This is a genomic window from Paenibacillus sp. FSL M7-0420, assembly GCF_038002345.1.
In the GTDB taxonomy this organism is placed as follows: domain Bacteria; phylum Bacillota; class Bacilli; order Paenibacillales; family Paenibacillaceae; genus Paenibacillus_AQ.
This window is the reverse complement of record NZ_JBBOCJ010000001.1, coordinates 1,331,669-1,351,304: the sequence shown is the minus strand read 5'-3', so window position 1 is coordinate 1,351,304 and position 19,636 is coordinate 1,331,669. Positions and strand designations below refer to the sequence as shown.

The 19,636-nt window shown below is 43.4% G+C and carries 10 protein-coding genes; all 10 read right to left on the bottom strand.

Features of this window, described 5'->3' with window-relative positions:
* Window positions 1–26 precede the first annotated feature (26 nt).
* The 10 genes from MKX51_RS05825 to MKX51_RS05780 are packed head-to-tail and all read right to left on the bottom strand — an operon-like array spanning window position 27 to window position 19,607.
* Window positions 27–1,508 carry a class I adenylate-forming enzyme family protein gene (locus MKX51_RS05825; protein ID WP_340991536.1) on the bottom strand — a complete coding sequence of 494 codons (1,482 nt, stop codon included), beginning with the start codon at window positions 1,506–1,508 and terminating at the stop codon, window positions 27–29.
* Window positions 1,509–1,541: 33 nt separating this feature from the next.
* Window positions 1,542–2,513: a 2,3-diaminopropionate biosynthesis protein SbnB gene (locus tag MKX51_RS05820; RefSeq protein ID WP_340991534.1), complete on the bottom strand. Its 972-nt coding sequence runs from the start codon at window positions 2,511–2,513 to the stop codon at window positions 1,542–1,544.
* Window positions 2,514–2,544: 31 nt separating this feature from the next.
* Window positions 2,545–3,513, bottom strand: a complete 969-nt coding sequence (sbnA, locus tag MKX51_RS05815; protein WP_340991533.1) for a 2,3-diaminopropionate biosynthesis protein SbnA — start codon at window positions 3,511–3,513, stop codon at window positions 2,545–2,547.
* Between the two features lie 54 nt (window positions 3,514–3,567).
* Complete coding sequence (locus MKX51_RS05810; protein ID WP_340991531.1) at window positions 3,568–6,699, bottom strand: amino acid adenylation domain-containing protein; 3,132 nt, start codon at window positions 6,697–6,699, stop codon at window positions 3,568–3,570.
* 52 nt (window positions 6,700–6,751) lie between these two features.
* Entirely contained in the window at window positions 6,752–7,471 is a 720-nt protein-coding gene (locus MKX51_RS05805; RefSeq protein WP_340991530.1) for a class I SAM-dependent methyltransferase, read from the bottom strand.
* Window positions 7,472–7,507: 36 nt separating this feature from the next.
* Window positions 7,508–12,568 carry a condensation domain-containing protein gene (locus tag MKX51_RS05800; protein ID WP_340991529.1) on the bottom strand — a complete coding sequence of 1,687 codons (5,061 nt, stop codon included), beginning with the start codon at window positions 12,566–12,568 and terminating at the stop codon, window positions 7,508–7,510.
* Between the two features lie 36 nt (window positions 12,569–12,604).
* Window positions 12,605–15,733: a non-ribosomal peptide synthetase gene (locus MKX51_RS05795; protein WP_340991528.1), complete on the bottom strand. Its 3,129-nt coding sequence runs from the start codon at window positions 15,731–15,733 to the stop codon at window positions 12,605–12,607.
* A gap of 24 nt (window positions 15,734–15,757) precedes the next feature.
* Window positions 15,758–16,939 carry a U32 family peptidase gene (locus tag MKX51_RS05790; protein WP_340991527.1) on the bottom strand — a complete coding sequence of 394 codons (1,182 nt, stop codon included), beginning with the start codon at window positions 16,937–16,939 and terminating at the stop codon, window positions 15,758–15,760.
* Between the two features lie 27 nt (window positions 16,940–16,966).
* A complete protein-coding gene (locus MKX51_RS05785; protein WP_340991526.1) occupies window positions 16,967–18,133 on the bottom strand; it encodes a U32 family peptidase in 1,167 nt (388 codons plus the stop codon).
* Window positions 18,120–19,607: a condensation domain-containing protein gene (locus tag MKX51_RS05780; protein WP_340991525.1), complete on the bottom strand. Its 1,488-nt coding sequence runs from the start codon at window positions 19,605–19,607 to the stop codon at window positions 18,120–18,122. The genes MKX51_RS05785 and MKX51_RS05780 overlap by 14 nt, the downstream gene beginning before the upstream one ends.
* Window positions 19,608–19,636: the final 29 nt, after the last annotated feature.

The window sequence follows — 19,636 nt, the reverse complement described above, 5'->3', positions numbered from 1 at the left end:
CATGTCTCCTAACATCATAGTTTTAATCAAATTTCGCTCATGCTATCAATTAGTACTCTCCGCAATACTTTTCCATACGTATTTCTGGGCAACTGCTCCATAAATAAAATCCGCTGCGGAATTTTGTAGGCAGCTAACCGCGGCTGGATAAACTCAACAATATCCTCTTTACTGACTCCATGTCTGGAAACGACGGCGGCACATAATACCTCGAGTTTGGTTTTAGTACTTTTTTTACCGAAAACAGCTACATCATCAATTCCTTCAATCCTCAGCAGGACCTCCTCAATTTCCTTAGGATCTACTTTCTTGCCGGCAATATCGACAAAATCCTGTTTGCGACCCTTCACAAAGACAAAGCTATTTTCATCCATCACGGCAATATCTCCAGAGAGATAGAATCCCTCCTGTGTTACCCGATTCTCAAATAGTCCCGGAACGTTATAGTAGCCTTTAGCCATGGAACCGCTCTTAATAGCGATTTGCCCTTCCCCACCAATTGGCAATTTATTGCCATGATCATCCATAATTGCTATTTCCACACCCGCTAATGGCTGGCCTACCGAGTCCGTTTTGTTGCTATTATTGAGGATGCATAGACCTGTTTCCGCTACTCCGTACAAATCTGCGATATGGATACCGATATTTTCTTTGAACTTTTGTTTGATTTCCGCATGCAATACAGTGCCTGAAGAGACACATATTCTGAGCGATGCCAGATCATATGCATCCTTCATATTTTTTTCTGCCATAATTTGATAAAGCACCGGGAAGGCGACAAGTTTCGTGATGCGTTTTTGCTCGATATATTTTGCGATTGCTCGGGGCATCAGGCTGTCCAGCATATGAATCTCCGCCCCAACGGATAACGGAGACAGCATAGAGGTGTTAAACGCCAGACCATGCGTATAATTGGCCAGGCAGAGGATTTTATCCTGCTCATTCAAATGAATAGTATTCTTCCAATTGGTCGCAGCAGCTATAATATTGTCCTCTGCGTACATCATACATTTAGGTCCACCGGTAGTACCCGATGAGAATCTGCAGGATGTCACTGCCATCAATTCGGCTTGATTATAAGGCCGGTTGTATTGATGATCGGTCTTGTACAACAAGGCAAAATTTTTGTATTCCAAGACGCAATCGAACTTGTCCTTAAGCGCGAAATGCTCCAACTCATCACGATGCAGCAGAAAGCCTCCTAGATGGCAATCATTAACCAGCGCCTGCAGCTCATCGCCCTTGAGCTTATGGTCTATAAGCATGGTCACAATATCTTCCTTAATTAAGCCATAGTAACCAATGATGAATTCTGGGCAATTTTTAAATAACAATCCCACAGGATGATCCAGCGTCACGGTTAATTCATGGATATGCTTGGACAGCATATGAATCTCATCCAGCATTGCCGTGTAGCTATACGTTTCATTTTTGTAGGTGACGGCTGTCTTATCTTTGAACTTCATGGCGCTTGTGGCCAACATCTCGAAAATTAGATTATTTTTCAATTTTCATCAGACCTTTGTGAGTATTTTAGGTGCCTATTCAAGCAATAGCCCAATCCCATTCTTCACTGCACAGTCCAGATAATATGAAGCAATTGCCATATCGAAAATCGCCATTCCCATCGGGTTGAACATTACAGTGTCATTCATGCGATACTCCGCCATGCCATTTCTGCAGATGATATCTGTAATTGAGCGTGTATCCTCCTGGCGCAGCCCCTTATATTTGCTGAAATTTTCAATATCCGTATTTTCCCGGCATACCTCTTCCCAATCGTCGACAATGATAGAATGGCTCACATATTCATAAACATCTGTCTTGAAATCTCTTAAAGAGACATTCAGCAGCAAAGCCCCCACTTTGGGCTTCATATCGATATACGACTCACTGGCTACAGTACAAGTTATAAGGATATCCGACTGCCCATACGCTTCCTTCCATGATTCGGCAATTTTCACCTTATCCCTGTACGCTTCAGGCACATCTTCCAGGTGTATAATCTGTCTGATGTCGTAAAGCCAGATCTCCGAAGCCCTGTCGCCAAGCACAGCCAGAGACATTCGCAGATGGTATTGACCAATTGGCCCCCAGCCTATGATACCGAGCTTATACTTTGCAGACTTTCTTTCTTTGAGATAATATTTCATCATTAATCCGCTAACTGCAGCAGTACGGATTACACTTAGCAATGAAGTGTTAATTATAGAGACAGGTTCGCCTGTAGATGTATCATTTAAAACAACCACACTGTGCGCCCTTGGCTTTTCCTTGTAAATATTGTCCGGAAAGCTGGCGATCCACTTGATGCCGCACAGATCGATATCGCCGCCAACATAAGCAGGCATGGCAATAATGCGGTTCTTGAGATCTTTAAACCGAAGATAAGGTTTAATCGGCTGAGCATAATCCTCTTTATCGATACAGTGCACTGCCTGTTCAATTGCCGCAATTGCATGCTCCCAATCGACTCCGATTTCTAAAAGATCATGTTCGTTCAGATAAATCATGTCGCTCCCACCTTAATCAAATTTCAACAAGTCAATTAACCAAACTATGACTTTTATTGATAAACTCTGTTGCCCAGCAATCATTGTATATGGTATTAGAATACCGCTCTCCCCTGTCAGCAAAGACAGACACTACCTTCGGTCTGCGACTAAACTTTTTATCATGGAAATATTTTTTGACAGCGCAATACACAGATCCGGATGATCCTCCGGCAAAAATGATATTCTCATCCAGCAGTTCGTAGCATGCCTGAATGACCGACTCTTCATCTACAATCACAACGTCGTCAATCATGGCTTCACTTAATATAGAGGGCACCATACTGGAGCCTATCCCTGGTATATAGCGTTTATGGGGCTTTCCGCCAAAGATGACGGAGCCATAAATATCAACGGCAATAATCTTGGCATGGGGAAATTTCTCCTTGATACGTCTGGATACGCCGCTAATGGTTCCCCCGGAGCTTACTCCCAAAAAAACATAGTCAATATCATCCAACCCATCGCATATTTCTCCGCCCAGCAAATGGTAGTAGGCATCCGAATTATAGGGATTTCCGTATTGGTTGACCCAGTAGGAATTGGGAGTGTTGGCCAATAGTTCCTTGACCTTCTTGATCCGGTTGAGAAGATATCCCCCGTTCTCGTCCACCTCGGTAACTTTTACAACCTCGGCACCCAGTTTACGGATCAGCACTTCATTGATTTCGTTTATATTCGGGTCAATGACACAGGTGAATTTTAGGCCCTTCCTCTTACATATCGCCGCTAAGGCGATACCGAAATTTCCGGAGGAAGATTCGACGATCATCGTATCCTGATTAATTTCTCCGGTATTTATCACTTTTGAAATGATGTAGGATGCAGCCCTGTCTTTAACACTGCCGGTCGGATTGTAAAATTCCAGTTTTGCATACAGATCAATGTGTTCAATATCTTTAGAATGTAATAATATCAACGGCGTATTTCCGGACAACTGCAGAATATGGTCATAAATCATCAGAATCGCACTCTTTTCATTGGTTATTTTTCCGGTAAACACCACGGTCTGTCATCAAGGCATCTTAACACTGGCCAGTTCAATTTCCTTGAGATGAATACTTGGAAAATCGGCAACTCGATTAGCGATATTTATAAACTCATCCGCCATTTCCTCCACGGCGTACTGTTTAAACAGATCCACCTTGTATTCAAACCAGCATCTGATCCGCTCTCCGCGATCTTCGGTGTATAGGGATATATCAAATTTCGCTGTATTTCCTTCAATATGAAAGGGGGTCAGCATAGCATCCTTCAAACTGATCTCCGCTTCCTTGTTCTGCTGAAAAACAAACAAAGTGCTGAAAACCGGATTCCGGTTAAGTCCTCTGCCGGTACCCAGTTGGTCTACGACTTTCTCAAAAGGATACTCCTGATGTTCAAAAATCTGTATTGAGTGGGTTTTCACTTGCTTCAGAAATTCGACAAACCTGAGCTCTTCTCCAGGAAAACTCCGCAATGCAAGCGTATTGATAAAAGCGCCGACTAAGTGCTCCAGCTCGCCATGGGTTCTTCCCAGGACTGGCGTTCCTACAACGATATCCGTCTGGCCCGTATACTTGGCCAAAAGCACATTATAAAGGGCCATCAGGACCATAAATAAAGTGCATTCATGCTGCTCTGCCATCCTCTTTAGTTGACTGGTCAAGGATTCGTCGAGATCGAAATATACATTGCTGCCATGGAACCTCCGGTTCTTGGTTGCGGTTTTATCCAGTTGAAGATGCAGTTTGGATACGCTCCCTTTCAAATACTCCAGCCAGAATTGCTCCTGTTTTTTTGTCATTGCCGAATTTGCCTGTTCCTCTTGCCAATATGAATAATCCTTGTACTGAATCGACAATTGGGGAAGTGCTTTGCGCTCATCGTTATACAGAAGGGTAAATTCATGAATAAAGTTATCAATAGAAGCTTCATCCGAGATAATATGATGAATATCAAAAAAGATTATTTTTTTGTTGCTGGACAAGTTGATAAGTGAAATTCGAAATAAAGGGAGTTGTTCCAAGTTAAAGGGTTGTACCATACTTTGAACCAGCGCTTCCGGCGTACTGTGGCCCAGTTCAACCCTACCTATATGAATATCAATATGTTCATGGATCTTCTGCATGGGCTTGTTATTCACCAGGTGGAACGTGGTTCTTAGCGCCTCATGTCTTTCGGTTATGGCCGTAATTGCCTGTTCGGCCTTCCATGTATTAAACTCTCCATCTACCACGAAAGCGCTTGACACATTGTAACCCGTACCGATATCTTTTATAAAACTAAGCGTGTACATTCTCGACTGGACCGAGGATAACGGGTAAAACTCCTTTTTACCGACAGTTGGTTCTATGAAGATTCCGTTCCTTTCATCCTCTTCCCCCAGTAAATACGCAATACTGCAGGCAATCTTCTCAATAGTTGCTCCTCTGAAAATTTCGCCCAGCGGCACATTCACACCGAATTCCTGATATATTTTAGAAATTAAAGTCATTAAATCCAGAGAAGTGCCACCGATCTTCAGAAAATTTCGATTCAGACCAATCCGGTCGGCATGTAGGATTTGACACCAGATTCGTTCCAGTCTCACTTCAATATCATTCTGCGGAGCGAGATAGCTGAAGCTGAACCGTTCCGGATGGGGCAGCTTAGCATAGTCTACCTTGTTATTCGCAGTCAAAGGAATTGAATCCAGCTGAATCAAATAAGAGGGGACCATATAATCCTGAAACTTAGTTTCAAGGAATCCCCTAATTTCCTGTTCCTCTAGCGGACGTGGAGATGTGTAAAAAGCAGTCATTATTTCCTGTTCTCGGCTTGAACTTTCCTTAATATTGACGACACACTCACGAATTCCCGGGAATTTAAGCATTTCATTCTCAATTTCATCCAGTTCAACCCGAAAGCCACGGATTTTCACCTGCCGATCCACTCTTCCCAGGAACTCAATATTACCATCTTCCAATAGTCGGCCTAGATCACCCGTCTTATAAACAATATCATTTGCTTGATTACTGAATGGATTAGGGACGAAGGTTTTGGCAGTCAAATCGGGTTCATTGTAGTAACCAGCTGTTCTGAAGGGGGTACGGATAACGATTTGACCGCTTTCGCCGGGACTGCATACTTTCATATCACTGTTCAAAATGATAGCCCTGCAACCGTCTATCGGTTTGCCGATTGGGATTGAAGCTCTCTCTGTATCTTCGGGATTAATCAAATAATAGAGCTTCGCCAAGGTTGTCTCTGTTGGTCCGTAGAGATTGACCAGTTGTATTCTGCTGCCAAATATCTCATACCAGTTCTTGAGATCCCTGGGCTTAATTCGCTCGCCTGCCAGAGCGACATGATGCAAACGACTGAAATGTTCTGAAGTAAGTTCTTTGGAATTCATGATCCGAAAGAGGCTGGGTGTACAATGTACGAGATAGATGCCGTTTGCTTCAATCCATTCGACCAAAGCTGTATCTGATAAGATGAACACTTTGCTTGGCGGAATACAAAGCGTCCCTCCAGTTAATAAAGGTACAAACACATCCCGCAGAAAAGGATCATGGCAGGGTGGCGTCAGTTGGCTAACCTTTATATTGTCGGGAATCTGGAAAGCCTTGATTTCCCAGTTTATGAAATGCAGTAGGCTGTTATTGATGCCGACGATTGCCTTGGGTTGCCCTGTGGTGCCAGAGGTAAAATAAATATATACATGATCCTCCGGCGAGATTTCGGCCACGTTAGAGAATCCGTCATGTGCTGGTTCTACTGCAAATATCTCTTCGATGCTGAACGTCTTCATACCGAAATGGTTCCGCCGGATATCTTCCAGCTGATTTCCGCATATATCGTTGTCAACGAGCAGCAGACTGGTTCCACTGGCTGCAAGCATTGCAGTTAGCCTGCTTGCGGGGTAGGAGCCATCGAGTGGGACAAATACAGCTCCGGCTTTCAAAATTCCAAGCATGGCATAAATCAGATTTATGCGGCTAGAAGCAAGCACCCCGACATGCGCCTTTTTTTGCACTCCATTCCGGGCCAACGAACATGCTATCTGATCCGACTTGTAGTCCAGTTCCCGGTAGGAGACGGTATATTCGCCGTATTCAATAGCGATTTTCTCTGCATATTTCCCCACAGTTTCTCTGAATTGATGCTGCAGCGTATTCTGCATAATCCTAACCCTCCCACAAAAATTCCTGTTTAATCTTATAAGTCGGCAGGCTCTACTTTTTCACGCATACGAATGTTGAGGTAAAGCCTTCAAAATGCTCCACACTCTCAATCGCAAACCCTGCTCTCCGTAACATCCCATCCATTATCCAGTCCAGTGTGGGATATTCTTCCTTAATAAAGGAAAGAGCGATCTCCTCAGCTTTATCGCCGTGGAAATACTTATGGGCATCCACTAGGTTGGAGAAAAACACATTGTAATTTTGGATATCAAATGAATAGATAACATCTTTAAGATAGAACTTGCCTCCGGTTTTCAGCATGTCGTATATCCGTGTCAGAGCTATCATTTTCCAGGTATCCGGAAGGTGATGCAGGGCATTTTGCGTAACTACAGCGTCAAGCGACCGACCCGCTCCTGCGAAAGACAGAAATCCGCCTAGGTAAAACTCAATATTATGAACGCCCAATCTTTTTGCTTTACGCTTGGCGTAATCAAGCATGGAACTTGAAATATCAATAGCAATGACTTTGTTGCACTGGCGGGCAGCCGCAATTGCCAATTCTGCAGTTCCAGTGCCTATCTCGAGAAGCGTATGGTCACTTTGTAAATTAATACTCTCCAGCGCCTGCCTGATTTCCTGTTCAATGCTTCTGATATTATTCATGTAGGAATCATATGTCTCTACTTCCTGATCACTTCCAAAATCAATGCCGATTTGCTGCAACTCGTCGTATTGCCACTTGGGAAGTTGAAAGGTTCTGCGTTCCATCATTTCCTCCATATTCCATTGCATTAATTTTTGGACTTACAGTACTTCGTTGAAGTCTTCAATAATCAACATTTGTTCCCCGAAGGAAACCGTTTCAATATCCTTTAATCTCACCGCGGAATCACGGACAATTTCATTCAGTATTCGCATAAAGTGCATCTTCAGTTGTTCTATTGTCTCCTGCCGGAACAGCCCAGTGCGGTATTCAAACCAGCAGGCCAATTTATCGCCGTTATCGATCACTTCGAGGAGCAATGTGTTCCGGGCTAACGAATGTTCAAGCTCGTAAGGAATAAAGTGCAGATCATTACCAAGGTTAATTTCCTCATTGCCTGTATTCTGCATGACAAAAGAAATATCAAACAACGGATTTCTATCGTGTGTTGTTTCTATACCTAACTCATGCACCAATTCCAACAGCGGATAATCGCTATGTTGTGAGGATTCAAGAAATTCAGCCTTGGCTTCAGCCAAAAATTCTTTGAACGACTTCTCCCCTGCTGGGGTCGTGCGTAGAGCAATAGTGTTTACAAACATTCCAATCAAGCCTTCAAGCAGCGCATGGTTTCTGTTCGCAATCGGCACCCCAATGGTGATGTCCTCCCCGGATGAAAACTTCCAGATCAGCACATAAAATGCAGAAAGCAAGACCAGAAACAGACTTGTGTCAGTCGCCAAGGCCAATTGCCGGAGCTTGCCGACAAGGTCTTCGGTGAGTCCAAATCCAAGCCTGCTGCCGCTGACACTTCCATTCTCCACTCCCGAAAAATCGGGAGGTAAAACCTTGAGTGCATTGATATCAGCAAATTTGCTAATCCAGTACTCCCGTTGATTTACAAGCTCTCCGGAAGCTTTGCACTCTTCTTGCCAGATGGCATAATCCTTATATTGAATAGGCAAGCGAGGAATATTTATATCTTTATAAAAGGAAACCACTTCCCGGATTAGCATATGCATTGACGCTGCATCGGCAATGATGTGGTGGATATCAAGAAGCAAGCAACTTTCATTCTCATTTACCTCAATCACTCCAACTCTCATTAGAGGCGCTTGCGTAAAATTAAAGGGTCTGAAAAATCGCTTCGCAATTTCTTCAATAGAGCCCGAATCTTGCGGCAACGTCTGAATATGGAACTCCAACATTTGATGGACTCTCTGCACCAATTTTCCATCCATCAATTCAAAAGAGGTCCTTAAGATATCATGCCTTTCGATTAATTTATGAAAAGCAGTCTCAAGTTTAGCGAAGTCCAGTCTTCCATTGATCTGATAAATCCACGACATATTCCAGCTGATATCATGCTCTTTTTTTTCGCTCAGCAAGAACATTCGCTCTTGAGCCATAGAGACTGGATAGTAATCTCTGTCCTCATACTTTTTGATGACGATTGGAGTATGGTTATGTGCGTCGGAAATTCCAGCATCAATTAAAGCTGCCAGCAGCCGGATAGTCAGATTGGACAATAGATGTGAAACATTCAGATTGAGCCCCATAACCTGATTGATATTGTTGATAACCTTCATTGCGATAATGGAGTTTCCGCCAAGCTCATAAAAATTATCATTGACAGACAGCTCGTTGTATCCGAACACCTGCCCCCAGACCGCGGCAACCGTTTTTTCCGACTCGGAATACCTGTTGATTACTTCCCCTTTCAAAATGATTCCATTCTTGATGGAAGACTGCGATTCTGCGGGCTTCACAGCTTTGTCCCCGGCAACCATTCTGCGAACATTCTCTGACAGCCGGAAAGGTAATACCCCCTCAAGGCCGAAAATATCTCCGGTCCGGTTAATCTGTCCAACAATCGCATAATCCGCTTTTTTGCGCAGCAGATAATTAAAGGCTCCGGTAATTTCATCTGTAGACAGCGGATTGAACAAGTGAGTGCCGCTTGCATATTCGGAATTTGAAGACGCCAAAGTCTGAATCCATGGTGCCCAACTCATAATGACTGTGTTTTTCGCCCAAAAGCTTCTATAGGCCGCAAAAGAGTCAAGAAAAGCATTTGCAGCAGTATAACCTCCTGAACCTATAGCTCCAGTAACCGTAATTGGCGAAGAGAACGCCGCAAAAAAATCGGGATCATCCATCCGGGTCTCTTCGTCAAGCCAAAAGGTTCCATGAATTTTGGGAGAAAGGACAAGCCTAAAAGTATCAAAATCATCATTTTTAAGAAGTTCCCCCTGGCTTCCGACACCGATTGCGGCACAGTGGACCACGCCGCTAATGCTCCCATACATTGATCTGATATCAGATATCGCTATGTGCAGTTGTTCTCTTTGCGTAATGTCCACACTGCAGATATTCACAGTGCTTCCGCTTTTTTCGATTTCGAGAACCGTCTTCAGCTTGCCTGCAAGTTCAGGTTGCTGATTACACCGGATTATCTCTTCCCATTGCTCCCTGTCGGGATACACGGTGCGGTTCATCAGAATGAGCTTCGTACAGGCAATGGAGGCAAAATACTTGGCGATTTCCAAACCAATTCCTCCCATACCGCCAGCGATAAGATAGACCCCCTTTTCTCGGATCTCTATTTCCCGATTCAGAGAATCCTCCAGCCGCAAATTGTTCAGTTGCTGAATATACCTTTGCCCGCCTCGGTAAGCCACTTGGTAGTCTTGATACCCTGCTTCAATCTCCGACGCTGTATTCTTCGGGTCTGTAAAATCATCGATATCAATGCTTCGACATTTCAGACGGTAATCTTCAACATTTATGACTTTGCCCAATCCAGATACAGCCGCCGATTCAGGGAACACAGCAGTTTCACTGCCATCCACTTTGTTCGCGTATCGGGTTACAATTACAATATCTAATGCTTCCAAGGAAGAAGCAGAAATCTGCTTGATCACCCTAAAGCAGGTATATAATTCTTTCTCCAGTCGGGCTTCAATGCTCGAAGATGGGGAGTAGCCATGGTCGAGTGCGAAGATCACATTGGTAAAATCCTTGATGCCAGTATTCTGAAACGGCGTAAAACTAATGAACTCATCCTCGACAGTGTCAGTTTCAATTACTCCATGGCCTCTGTTTCGAAGCTCAGTACTAATTGCCCGCCCCTGCTGTGAATTGCCAATAACCAGAAAAGTCCCTTTCTTAACAGGATCAGCCGGAGACTTCAGTTCTTTGGCAATCCAGTCCTGAGTGAAGAAACATTCATTCATTTGCTGTTCTTGCTTACTCGGAATATTCACCCAACATCTTGTTCTTTCAAAAGGATACCCCGGCAAGCTTACTCTTCTTCTGCTCTTAAATCTGTATAAATCGCTCCATTCAATGTCTGCGCCCTTGATATACAGTTCACATATTCGGATCAACAAAGCTTCAACAATATCTCCTTCCGAACGCAATAGTGAGAGGAGAATTTCAGTCGATTGCTGATTTTCCTTTTTTCGGCTTTTTGGAGCATCTGCCCGCTTAATTTTGTCAGCATCGCTAGGGGCACATCTTTTAAAGAATATACCCTGACCGCTGTAGTTCCCGGTGCCTTGCGTTAGCAGTTCATTCAGTTTCTGCTTAAGGTCTTCATGATTCTGGAACATTAGTGCCAATCGGCATTTATAATGACCTCTGCCAATCGCTGCGGTATAACAGATGTCGTCAACAGCAAGCCCTTCAGTATTCCATACGGCGTAGTGTTCAATTAACGAGTGCAGAACAGTTTCTGATTTTGCCGAAAGTACCAATACATGCGAGCAGCTTGATGAAACTGACGAAAATGGCTCACGTTGTATGACTTCTTCAAGCACAACATGACAATTTGTTCCGCTAAAACCAAAGGAACTAACTCCACATCTTCTGGGAATTCCGCCGTTTTGCTTCCATTTCCGTAACTTGCTATTGATGTAAACTGGCGAGTTGAAAAATGGAATTGCTCTGTTCGGCCTTTCAAAGTGCAGGGTAGGCGGAATTTGTCTATGCTTCAGCGCCAGAACAGCCTTCAGAAAACCGACCAAGCCCGCAGAAGCATCCAGATGTCCGATGTTGGATTTCACCGAGCCAATGGCACAAAATTGCTTCTTGTCCGTATAGCGTTCGAACGCCCGTTGAATACCCTCAATCTCGATGGGGTCCCCCAACTTTGTCCCTGTCCCATGTGCCTCGATATAACTGATCGTGGAAGCATCAATGCCGGCGTTCTGCCAAGCCTGGACGATGACATCCTCCTGTGCGGCGGGATTTGGAGCAGATATACCCATCGTGGCCCCATCCTGGTTATAAGCGCTTCCTTTAATGACGGCATAAATATGATCATCGTCCTGAAGTGCTTTGTCCAAAGGCTTAAGCATTACTGCAATGACGCCCTCACCTCCGCCTGTTCCATTAGAACTGTCATCAAAAGATCTGGCCCGGCGATCCGGAGACTCAATTCCAATCTGTACTTGTCTAACCGGCAACATGTGCACTTGTACACCGCCGATGATAGCCATGCTGCACTCGCCATTCTTTAGTGCCTGACAGCCAAGATGCAAAGCCACAAGTGATGAAGAGCATGCGGTATTGATAATCATACTAGGCCCTTTTAGGTCGAGGAGATAGGAAACTCTGCTTGCAATGATCGGTGGCAAATTGCCTGTTACTGCAATCGGATATAAATCAGGTGCCGTATCGTTAATAATTCTCCGGTACTCGCTTTCGTTCGAGAAAGCAACGAATACTGCTGTTCGCGTTCCCCTGATTTGTTCCCCGCCATAGCCGGCATCATCAATTGCCTGATAAGCCGTTTCCAGAAAAAGACGCTGATTCGGGTCCATCAACGCAGCTTCATTTGGCGAAAGCCCAAAAAAAGCGTAATCGAATTTATCAATTTCCTGCAAATAAGCCGCTTCTTCGAATCGTTCCGCATCGCTCTCCTTGCCGATAAAATTCAGATAACTCTCCGCATCTTTCCTTCTCTGCTCAGGTATTTCCCTAATGAAATCGTTCCCCGCAGCAAGGCTGTTCCAGAAATCCTCAAGATCGTCGACTACGGGCAGTTTAGCCGACATGCCGATTACTGCAATATCCTGATTAGAGGCTTTTTTAATATTATTTTTCGAAGCTGATTTCATTTCATTGAGCGAAAATAAGTCTACCAATCCCTTGGTCATACGTTCACCTCATAGAGCCGATTTTGCGCCAGCCAATCAGCTAAATTGCGCTGCCATTAATTCAAGAAGCTTAAGATACATGTGAACGATCTCCTCTGCTTTGTCATCCTTGAGCAGAGCGGAATTGTATTCACAGGCAAACTGCGCACTGTCATCAAGCAGATTCAACTCCAACAGCAAATCAAAGAATTCGTGCAGAGTGTTGCTCCTATTAACGGAATGCTTGGTGTAAAACAACGGAAGAACGGTATATACCTGTTGAACAACTTTACTGCGGGCCAGTTTCGAAACCCGTAGCCCTGCTGATTCATCCGCAGCGATTTGACGGTCCATCATGCTGAACAATGTTGTAAAATCATTCTGCTCCCGGAAATCCAGCGTTACCTTTCGAATTACATTTTTACTGCCGGTTATCGCTTGCAGGCACACAGTTGAGGTATCAGACAGCTTCATCAGCAGATAAGCATAGGCGAAAATCAATATATTCTCTGGGGTAGCATGCTCTATATGCTTGATTTTGCAGAATACGTCTGCTGGCACCTCAAAATAAATGCGGTCATTTAAGCGCCCTATCGGCTCAACATGGAAATAATCCTCGGGCAGCTTTACGCCATCAAGCATGAATTGTCCGGTATTCTGACTCTGCTTATCCTCAATAAACAGTGCAAGCTTGGAAACAGTGTGGTAAACAAACAGCTCAGGAATGGATACTGTATCCGGATACAGCCGATCAATAGCATGGTGTACCTGCATTAGCAGCAAGGAGTTTCCACCCAAGTGAAAAAAACTATTATTAATCCCGATTTTATCCTGATCAATTCCTAAGACGTTGGCCCAAATAGCTACTATTTCATGTTCAATATAATGGGTAGGCTGAACATATTCGGCAGATTGCCCTGGAAGCATATACGGATCGGGCAGAGCCTTTCTATGGATTTTGCCGTTCGGAGTCAAAGGCAGGCTGTCCAATTGGATGTATCGCGTCGGAATCATATAATTCGGCAATTTCTGCAGCAGCAATTCATTAAGAACATCCAGATCAATCGGTTCGGAAGCCAAAATATATGCGCATAAATATTGCTTTCCGGCGAGATCCTCCCTCTCCATGACAATTGCTTCCCTTAACAGATTCGTATTCATTATTGCCCTCTCGACCTCTACAAGCTCGATGCGGTACCCTCTGATTTTGACCTGATAGTCCGCCCTCCCCAGAAACTCAACGTTTCCGTCTGGAAGCCTCTTGGCAATATCACCGGTCCGGTACATTCGTTCACCGGGAACAAACGGATTTTGAATGAATTTCTCAATAGTTAACTCCGGATTGTTCCAATATTCACTTGCCAGTCCCGCACCGGAGACGCACAGCTCTCCTTTAATGCCGACAGGCATGAGATTATTGTCTTGATTGATGATATATATGCTCTGGTTAGCGATTGGATAGCCAATAATATTCGGTTGGTCCGCCTGCATCCCAACTTGCGCTGTGGTTGTTATGGTATTTTCTGTGGGGCCATATTCATTAACAAGTAAGATATGACCTGCTTGCTGTTCACTCATGGCGATAAGCTCAGAATTACACTTATCACCGGCAAGAACAACCAGCCTAAGCGATTCCAATTGACTTTTCTCTGCATGGTTCAAAATCGCCTCATACATCACCGGAACAACACTCATGCTGGTTACCCTATTATCTTTCATCAACTGCGCAATATAGTTGAAATCACCCCAGCGGTTACCGGCAGGAAGGATTAGACACCCCCCTGAAAGCAAACTGGAATAGAAATTCGTTCCGAATCCGTCAAAAGAAAAAGAGAGCAGTTGCATAATGACGTCAGCAGCTGTAAAGCGATATTCCTGAATCCGCCAGTCAATAAAATTCACAAGGCTGTTATGTCGGATTACGACACCCTTTGGCAATCCTGTTGATCCAGAAGTATAAATCATGCATGCGGCATTCTCGGCTTTTACCAAAGTCCCCGGATTGTGGACTGGTTTGTTGACAAACAGCACTTCATCGTTCAAATCAATGGCGGTAATTGGACTGGTGCTTATGAATTCGCTTTGGGCAAGCAGGTACTTGGCCTTGCTGTCCTCAAGCATATAACGAATTCGCTCTTGAGGATATTTGGGGTCGATCGGCAGGTATGCGGCTCCGACTTTCAGAACCCCCCAAATGCTAACAACCATCTCTAGGGAATATTCGGCTTGTATAGCCACTATATCTCTATCCGTTACTCCTAGGTCAATCAGTAGAGCAGCCAATTGATTAGACCGTTCATTGAGTTGACTGTAGGTCAATTGTTGGCCATCAAATACGACAGCGGTTCGGTCCGGATTCAGCAGCACCTGTTCTTCAAACAATTGGCTTAACGGTTTATTGTACGGGTAAGTCCGTTCGGTATTGTTGAATGTATGCAATAGCTTGTCCCGGTCTGCCTCCGCAACCAGCTCTAAGTCTCTGATTGGAGCATTGATGTTGGCGAGCATCTGTTTCAGCAGGAACGTATAACAATCGCAGAAGGTGCCAATAGTCTTTTCCAAGTACATACCGGACGGATAAATAATCTTCCCACCAATAAGCTCATCATTCTTATGAAATGCAAAAGTAACGTTGTTATCTATATTATTTATTAGGCTCTCCGGCTGTGTGGAACCATGTATGCTTTCTAGAAGTATAATGGTTCTGGAAAATGCAGCTTGCCGGCGTTCCTCACCTTCAAGGAGTTGCTCTATCGGGTAATGCTGATTCTTATAACCTTCAATAACGGTATTTCTTACATTGAGCAAAAACTCCTTGCAGCTCATCGCTCTGACGATCCGCTCTTTGAGCAAGATACCTTTAAATGAAGGGTTAACTGCAGCTGATGTGTTAAAAATCGGAGAACACACTATGATATTCTCTTCGTTCGTCAGCTTGTTGAGCAGAATCTTAAATGCAGCTGTTAACATGATATATAGAAGCACGTCCTGGTCTTTGGACATATTCAACAGGCTTGCGGACATCTCCTGATCGAACGAGAAATGGAAAATAGTTTTAGCTCCTGCGGCTTCAGGGCTGAAGTCGGCAGGAAATTCCGTATTGTCAAATTCACTTCCCAGCTTATCCATCCAATAATTTCTGGACTCTTTGAATTCTTCTAACGTACTTATCATCCCTGTATACATATAGTTCCTCCGTCGTATACCGTATTAAAACTCGAAATTCAATTCGGCGATTTTGTTGAGCTCAGCGTTATCTTTTTTTGGCTTTGCGGGAGTAGCCGCATGACTGGATTCCTTTACCATATTAGTGAATTGATCGAATTCCTGATAAAAATCTGTAGCCAAATCAAACATCTCTTGTACTTTTTCATACTCTGTATGCCTTCTGGCGTAGGATTCGCAGTATCGGCAAGAGGTACAGTCATTATTGCAAAAATTTTGCTTCTCATAAAAAGGCTTCAGGAAGCCGTCTAACTTTTTATTATCAATATAGACATTGAACGAGTTCGTTGGTGAAAACATGTCCAGTAGGTCCATCAAGTTACCGTCAAATGACTCCTCAAAATAACATTTGGTCGCCCGGACCGGATCCCCCTTAAGAATCGCTTGTCTTCCCTGCAGCTTAAAATAATTTATACCTATTCCGGTGTAATATTTTAGGTCCTCGGGTCTGATCCAGGCCAGCTTCATGATGTTGGCGAAGTTCTCCGAGCGTTTCATCATACAGCGGTGAGAGTAATAGGTCGCACTGGAATCACCAGATCGAATACCGTCGTCATGGGAAGTCTGATTATGGTGAAACATTTCATATATACAGTTTTTATGGCATATTACATTGGTGATGACTTCAACTTTCTCGCCAAATGCGTTTCGTATTCGCTTCAGCATCTCAAAATCCCGGTTGATTGATTCATCGATTACAATCTTATCAACACCCAAATTTTTATAAGCCAACGCTTTATTAGCATTAATGATTTGACAAACGGTTGAGGCCTTGATTTCGAAATCGTAATTCTTCAGCCGAATAATCTCAATCATGGAAGGCAAAGTGACCGTTAATGAACGGACACCTGCTGCATACAGTTCATCCAGGAACCCCAGAATTTCATTTATCCCTTGCTTGGTAAATTCCTTATTGCCCATACAAGTGGTATTCATTGTATAGTTAAAGCCAATATTTTTTTGAGCCGAGTAATCAATGTACTTCTGGAGACCCGTAATATCCAGTTTGGGGATCAAATCATAAGCCCTTCCGGAGCCGATTCTGTTACCCAAAGTAATCTGTCCATAGGTTTCAATTACTTTGGAGTCACTGTATTGCTGGTTTAATTCATCATACTTATCAATAGTTTCCATTTTGAAATCTGCGGGAATGTTGAAATATTTCATAGTTAATGTTCCTTTCATTGTTCTGGCCTAGAATTCGAATTCACAATCCAACTCTGTGTTAGTAAAACCTTCATTTCGGGATGTTGACCGCACATGTCTTCGGATGCCATGCGTGTAGTCATCATAGGCAGTATAAAAATCTAATGCCTGTTTGTTTAATTCCTCCACGCTGCTTCTGTCAATACACTTCATAGCATATTTCTCGCAATATTTGCACGAATCGCATAAGTCTTTACAAAATGTCGGATGATCGTAGAACGTCTTTACGAATCCGTCCAGTTTCTTGTTGTCCATGTAAGGTTGGAACGAATTATACGGTGCAAACATAGTAATCAAATCAAATAGATTGCCATCAAAGTCTCCATTAAAATAATGTTCAAGTGTCTTAGCGCCATCACCATTTACAATATTTTGCCGGCCCTGGAGCTTGAAGTACGATATTCCTGACTCCGTATAATATTTTAGATCCTCAGGCCTGATCCAGTTCAGCCTGACCGAATTTTTATATCCGCTCGCTTTTTGCATCGAGCATCGATTGAAATAATAATTCCTGATTGTCTGCTCCGGATGATCTTTGGTGCAATGCGCTTCGTGGTTATAATGAAACATTTTGTATGCGCAGTCCTTGTAGCACACATTGTTGATGATAATCTCAACTCCGCTGCCGAATCCCTTACAAATATTTTTAAGCTTTTCGAAATTCCTTGTAATATCCGGGTCTACAACAACTCTCTCCACACCCATTTTTTTATAGAAGAGTGCTTTGCTGGGAGATGTAATTTCACAGATTGCCGAGGCTTTAATCTTAAATCCGAGGCCAACGCCTTTCACCAGTTCCATCAGTTGAGGTGAGGTAAGCGTAAGCGAATCTACACCCAGGCTCTTGATGAGCTTAAGCTGAGCAATCAGTTGCTCCATTCCTGCCTCCGAAAACTCCATATTTCCTAAGCAAGACGGATTCAGGGTATAGTTAAAGTCAATACCTTTATCCTTCGAGTAGGACACATATTCGGTAAAGCTTTTGACATCGACATTAGGTAACACTTCCGTAACTCTGCCTGAATTCACAAGGCCAACCGATGTTAATTGGCCGTAGGTTTCTAGCACTTTGGCATCTTTGTACCGTCTGTTGAGTGCCTCATATCTATCGATGGTTTCTTTTTTGAAATCCGCAGGTACGCTAAAATATTTCATCGAAGTTTATCCTTCCTATCGAATCAAGTTGATGGATCGTTTCCTGAATTCGGAATAATCCTTCACTTTTTCTTTGATTCAAGAGCATAGTTATATCTGAAACAGCCATTTCATCGTAATCTCCAGCGGCCATCCAGCCAAGAAGGGAGGCTAACTGTTGGCCCATTGCTTCAATTTCATCCAATCGGTAATCGTCTTTAGTAAAACTAAAATCCAGTTGGAGGCCATTAAAATTTTTAACACTCAGCGTTAGTTTAAAATTTGTCAAATAATAAGAAGATACAAAGCTTAGTTGAATATTAGCATCTTCATTGGTAATAATTTTATCGACCGGATAGTTTTGAATGACGACTAGAGTGTCGAATAACTGCCCGTCAAGTGGAGACGTTACGCAGTCGTGAATATCCAACAATGAGGTTCCTTCATATTCTTTAAAAATCAACAGGTCGTTGTTAATATCATGGAGGAGTTCACCGGCAGTCTTCTCTGAATCAAATGTGATTCTAAGCGGAAGGGTATTGATGAACAAACCGATCATTGATTCCACATTAATAATGTCTGGAGTCCTACCGGAGAGAGTTACTCCTATAAGGGTATCTTTATGGCCTTTCTGTTGATATAGCAATATGCCCCATACGGCATAAATGAAGGTAGCAAGTGTGATTTCCTTACTTCGTAAATACCTTTGAATTTGTTGTACCAGGCTATCCTCCAGTACCAACGAATATTCTTCAGGTCGCTCGGCTTTTCTGTACCTTACTTCTTCATGCAAGGTCTGCGGCTTATATTCCCTCAAGTAATTTTTCCAGAATTTTTTATGATGCTCTTTATCCTGCCGCTGATACCATCTGACCAACTCCTTATATCTTGGCTTTCTTACCTGTCTAGGCTCTTCATTGTTGGTAATAGCCCCATAAGCCTGCAATACTTCTTTTAGCATCAACGCATTACTCCAGCCGTCGTACAAAACATGATGAGTACTTACAATCATTTCGTACTCGTCAGGTGATAATTCACACAATATTACCCGGAAGGGCTCATCCGTTATATCTGCCAACCGCTGGATATCCGCAAGTCTGATGCTCTCAATGTCTCTTTGTCTAGCTATTGTATTCAAATTACTAAGCCGATAATGAGTGATGGGAAGATCATATTCCTTCTGAACAATCTGTAGTGGGAACCTGATTCCCTGCCAACGGAATACGGTCCGCAAAATTTCATTGTTATGCACTACGACATTCCATGCTTGAACCAGCGCATCTGCACTAATCTTGCCCTTCAATCTGTAGCAGGACTGATCGAAATACATACCGCTAGAAGGATCGCTGAAATAATGGAATAGCATGCTTGCCTGCATTGGAGTTACCGCTACAATATCTTCGACATTGCCCTTGTCCAGTTTCTTTACAAGTTCCATGGAATCATAGCCTCTCATGATTGGTAGTGTGGCAATTCGGTTTTTCAACGTATCCAAATTCGCTTCCCCACATGCGCTTGTGCTTT

Bases quoted from the DNA above. Each gene is read 5' to 3' on its own strand.
- MKX51_RS05785 (WP_340991526.1), bottom strand. From the start codon at position 18,133: ATGAAATATTTTAGCGTACCTGCGGATTTCAAAAAAGAAACCATCGAT.
- MKX51_RS05805 (WP_340991530.1), bottom strand. From the start codon at position 7,471: ATGGAACGCAGAACCTTTCAACTTCCCAAGTGGCAATACGACGAGTTG.
- MKX51_RS05790 (WP_340991527.1), bottom strand. From the start codon at position 16,939: ATGAAATATTTCAACATTCCCGCAGATTTCAAAATGGAAACTATTGAT.
- MKX51_RS05820 (WP_340991534.1), bottom strand. From the start codon at position 2,513: ATGATTTATCTGAACGAACATGATCTTTTAGAAATCGGAGTCGATTGG.
- MKX51_RS05810 (WP_340991531.1), bottom strand. From the start codon at position 6,699: ATGCAGAATACGCTGCAGCATCAATTCAGAGAAACTGTGGGGAAATAT.
- sbnA (WP_340991533.1), bottom strand. From the start codon at position 3,513: ATGATTTATGACCATATTCTGCAGTTGTCCGGAAATACGCCGTTGATA.
- MKX51_RS05800 (WP_340991529.1), bottom strand. From the start codon at position 12,568: ATGACCAAGGGATTGGTAGACTTATTTTCGCTCAATGAAATGAAATCA.
- MKX51_RS05795 (WP_340991528.1), bottom strand. From the start codon at position 15,733: ATGTATACAGGGATGATAAGTACGTTAGAAGAATTCAAAGAGTCCAGA.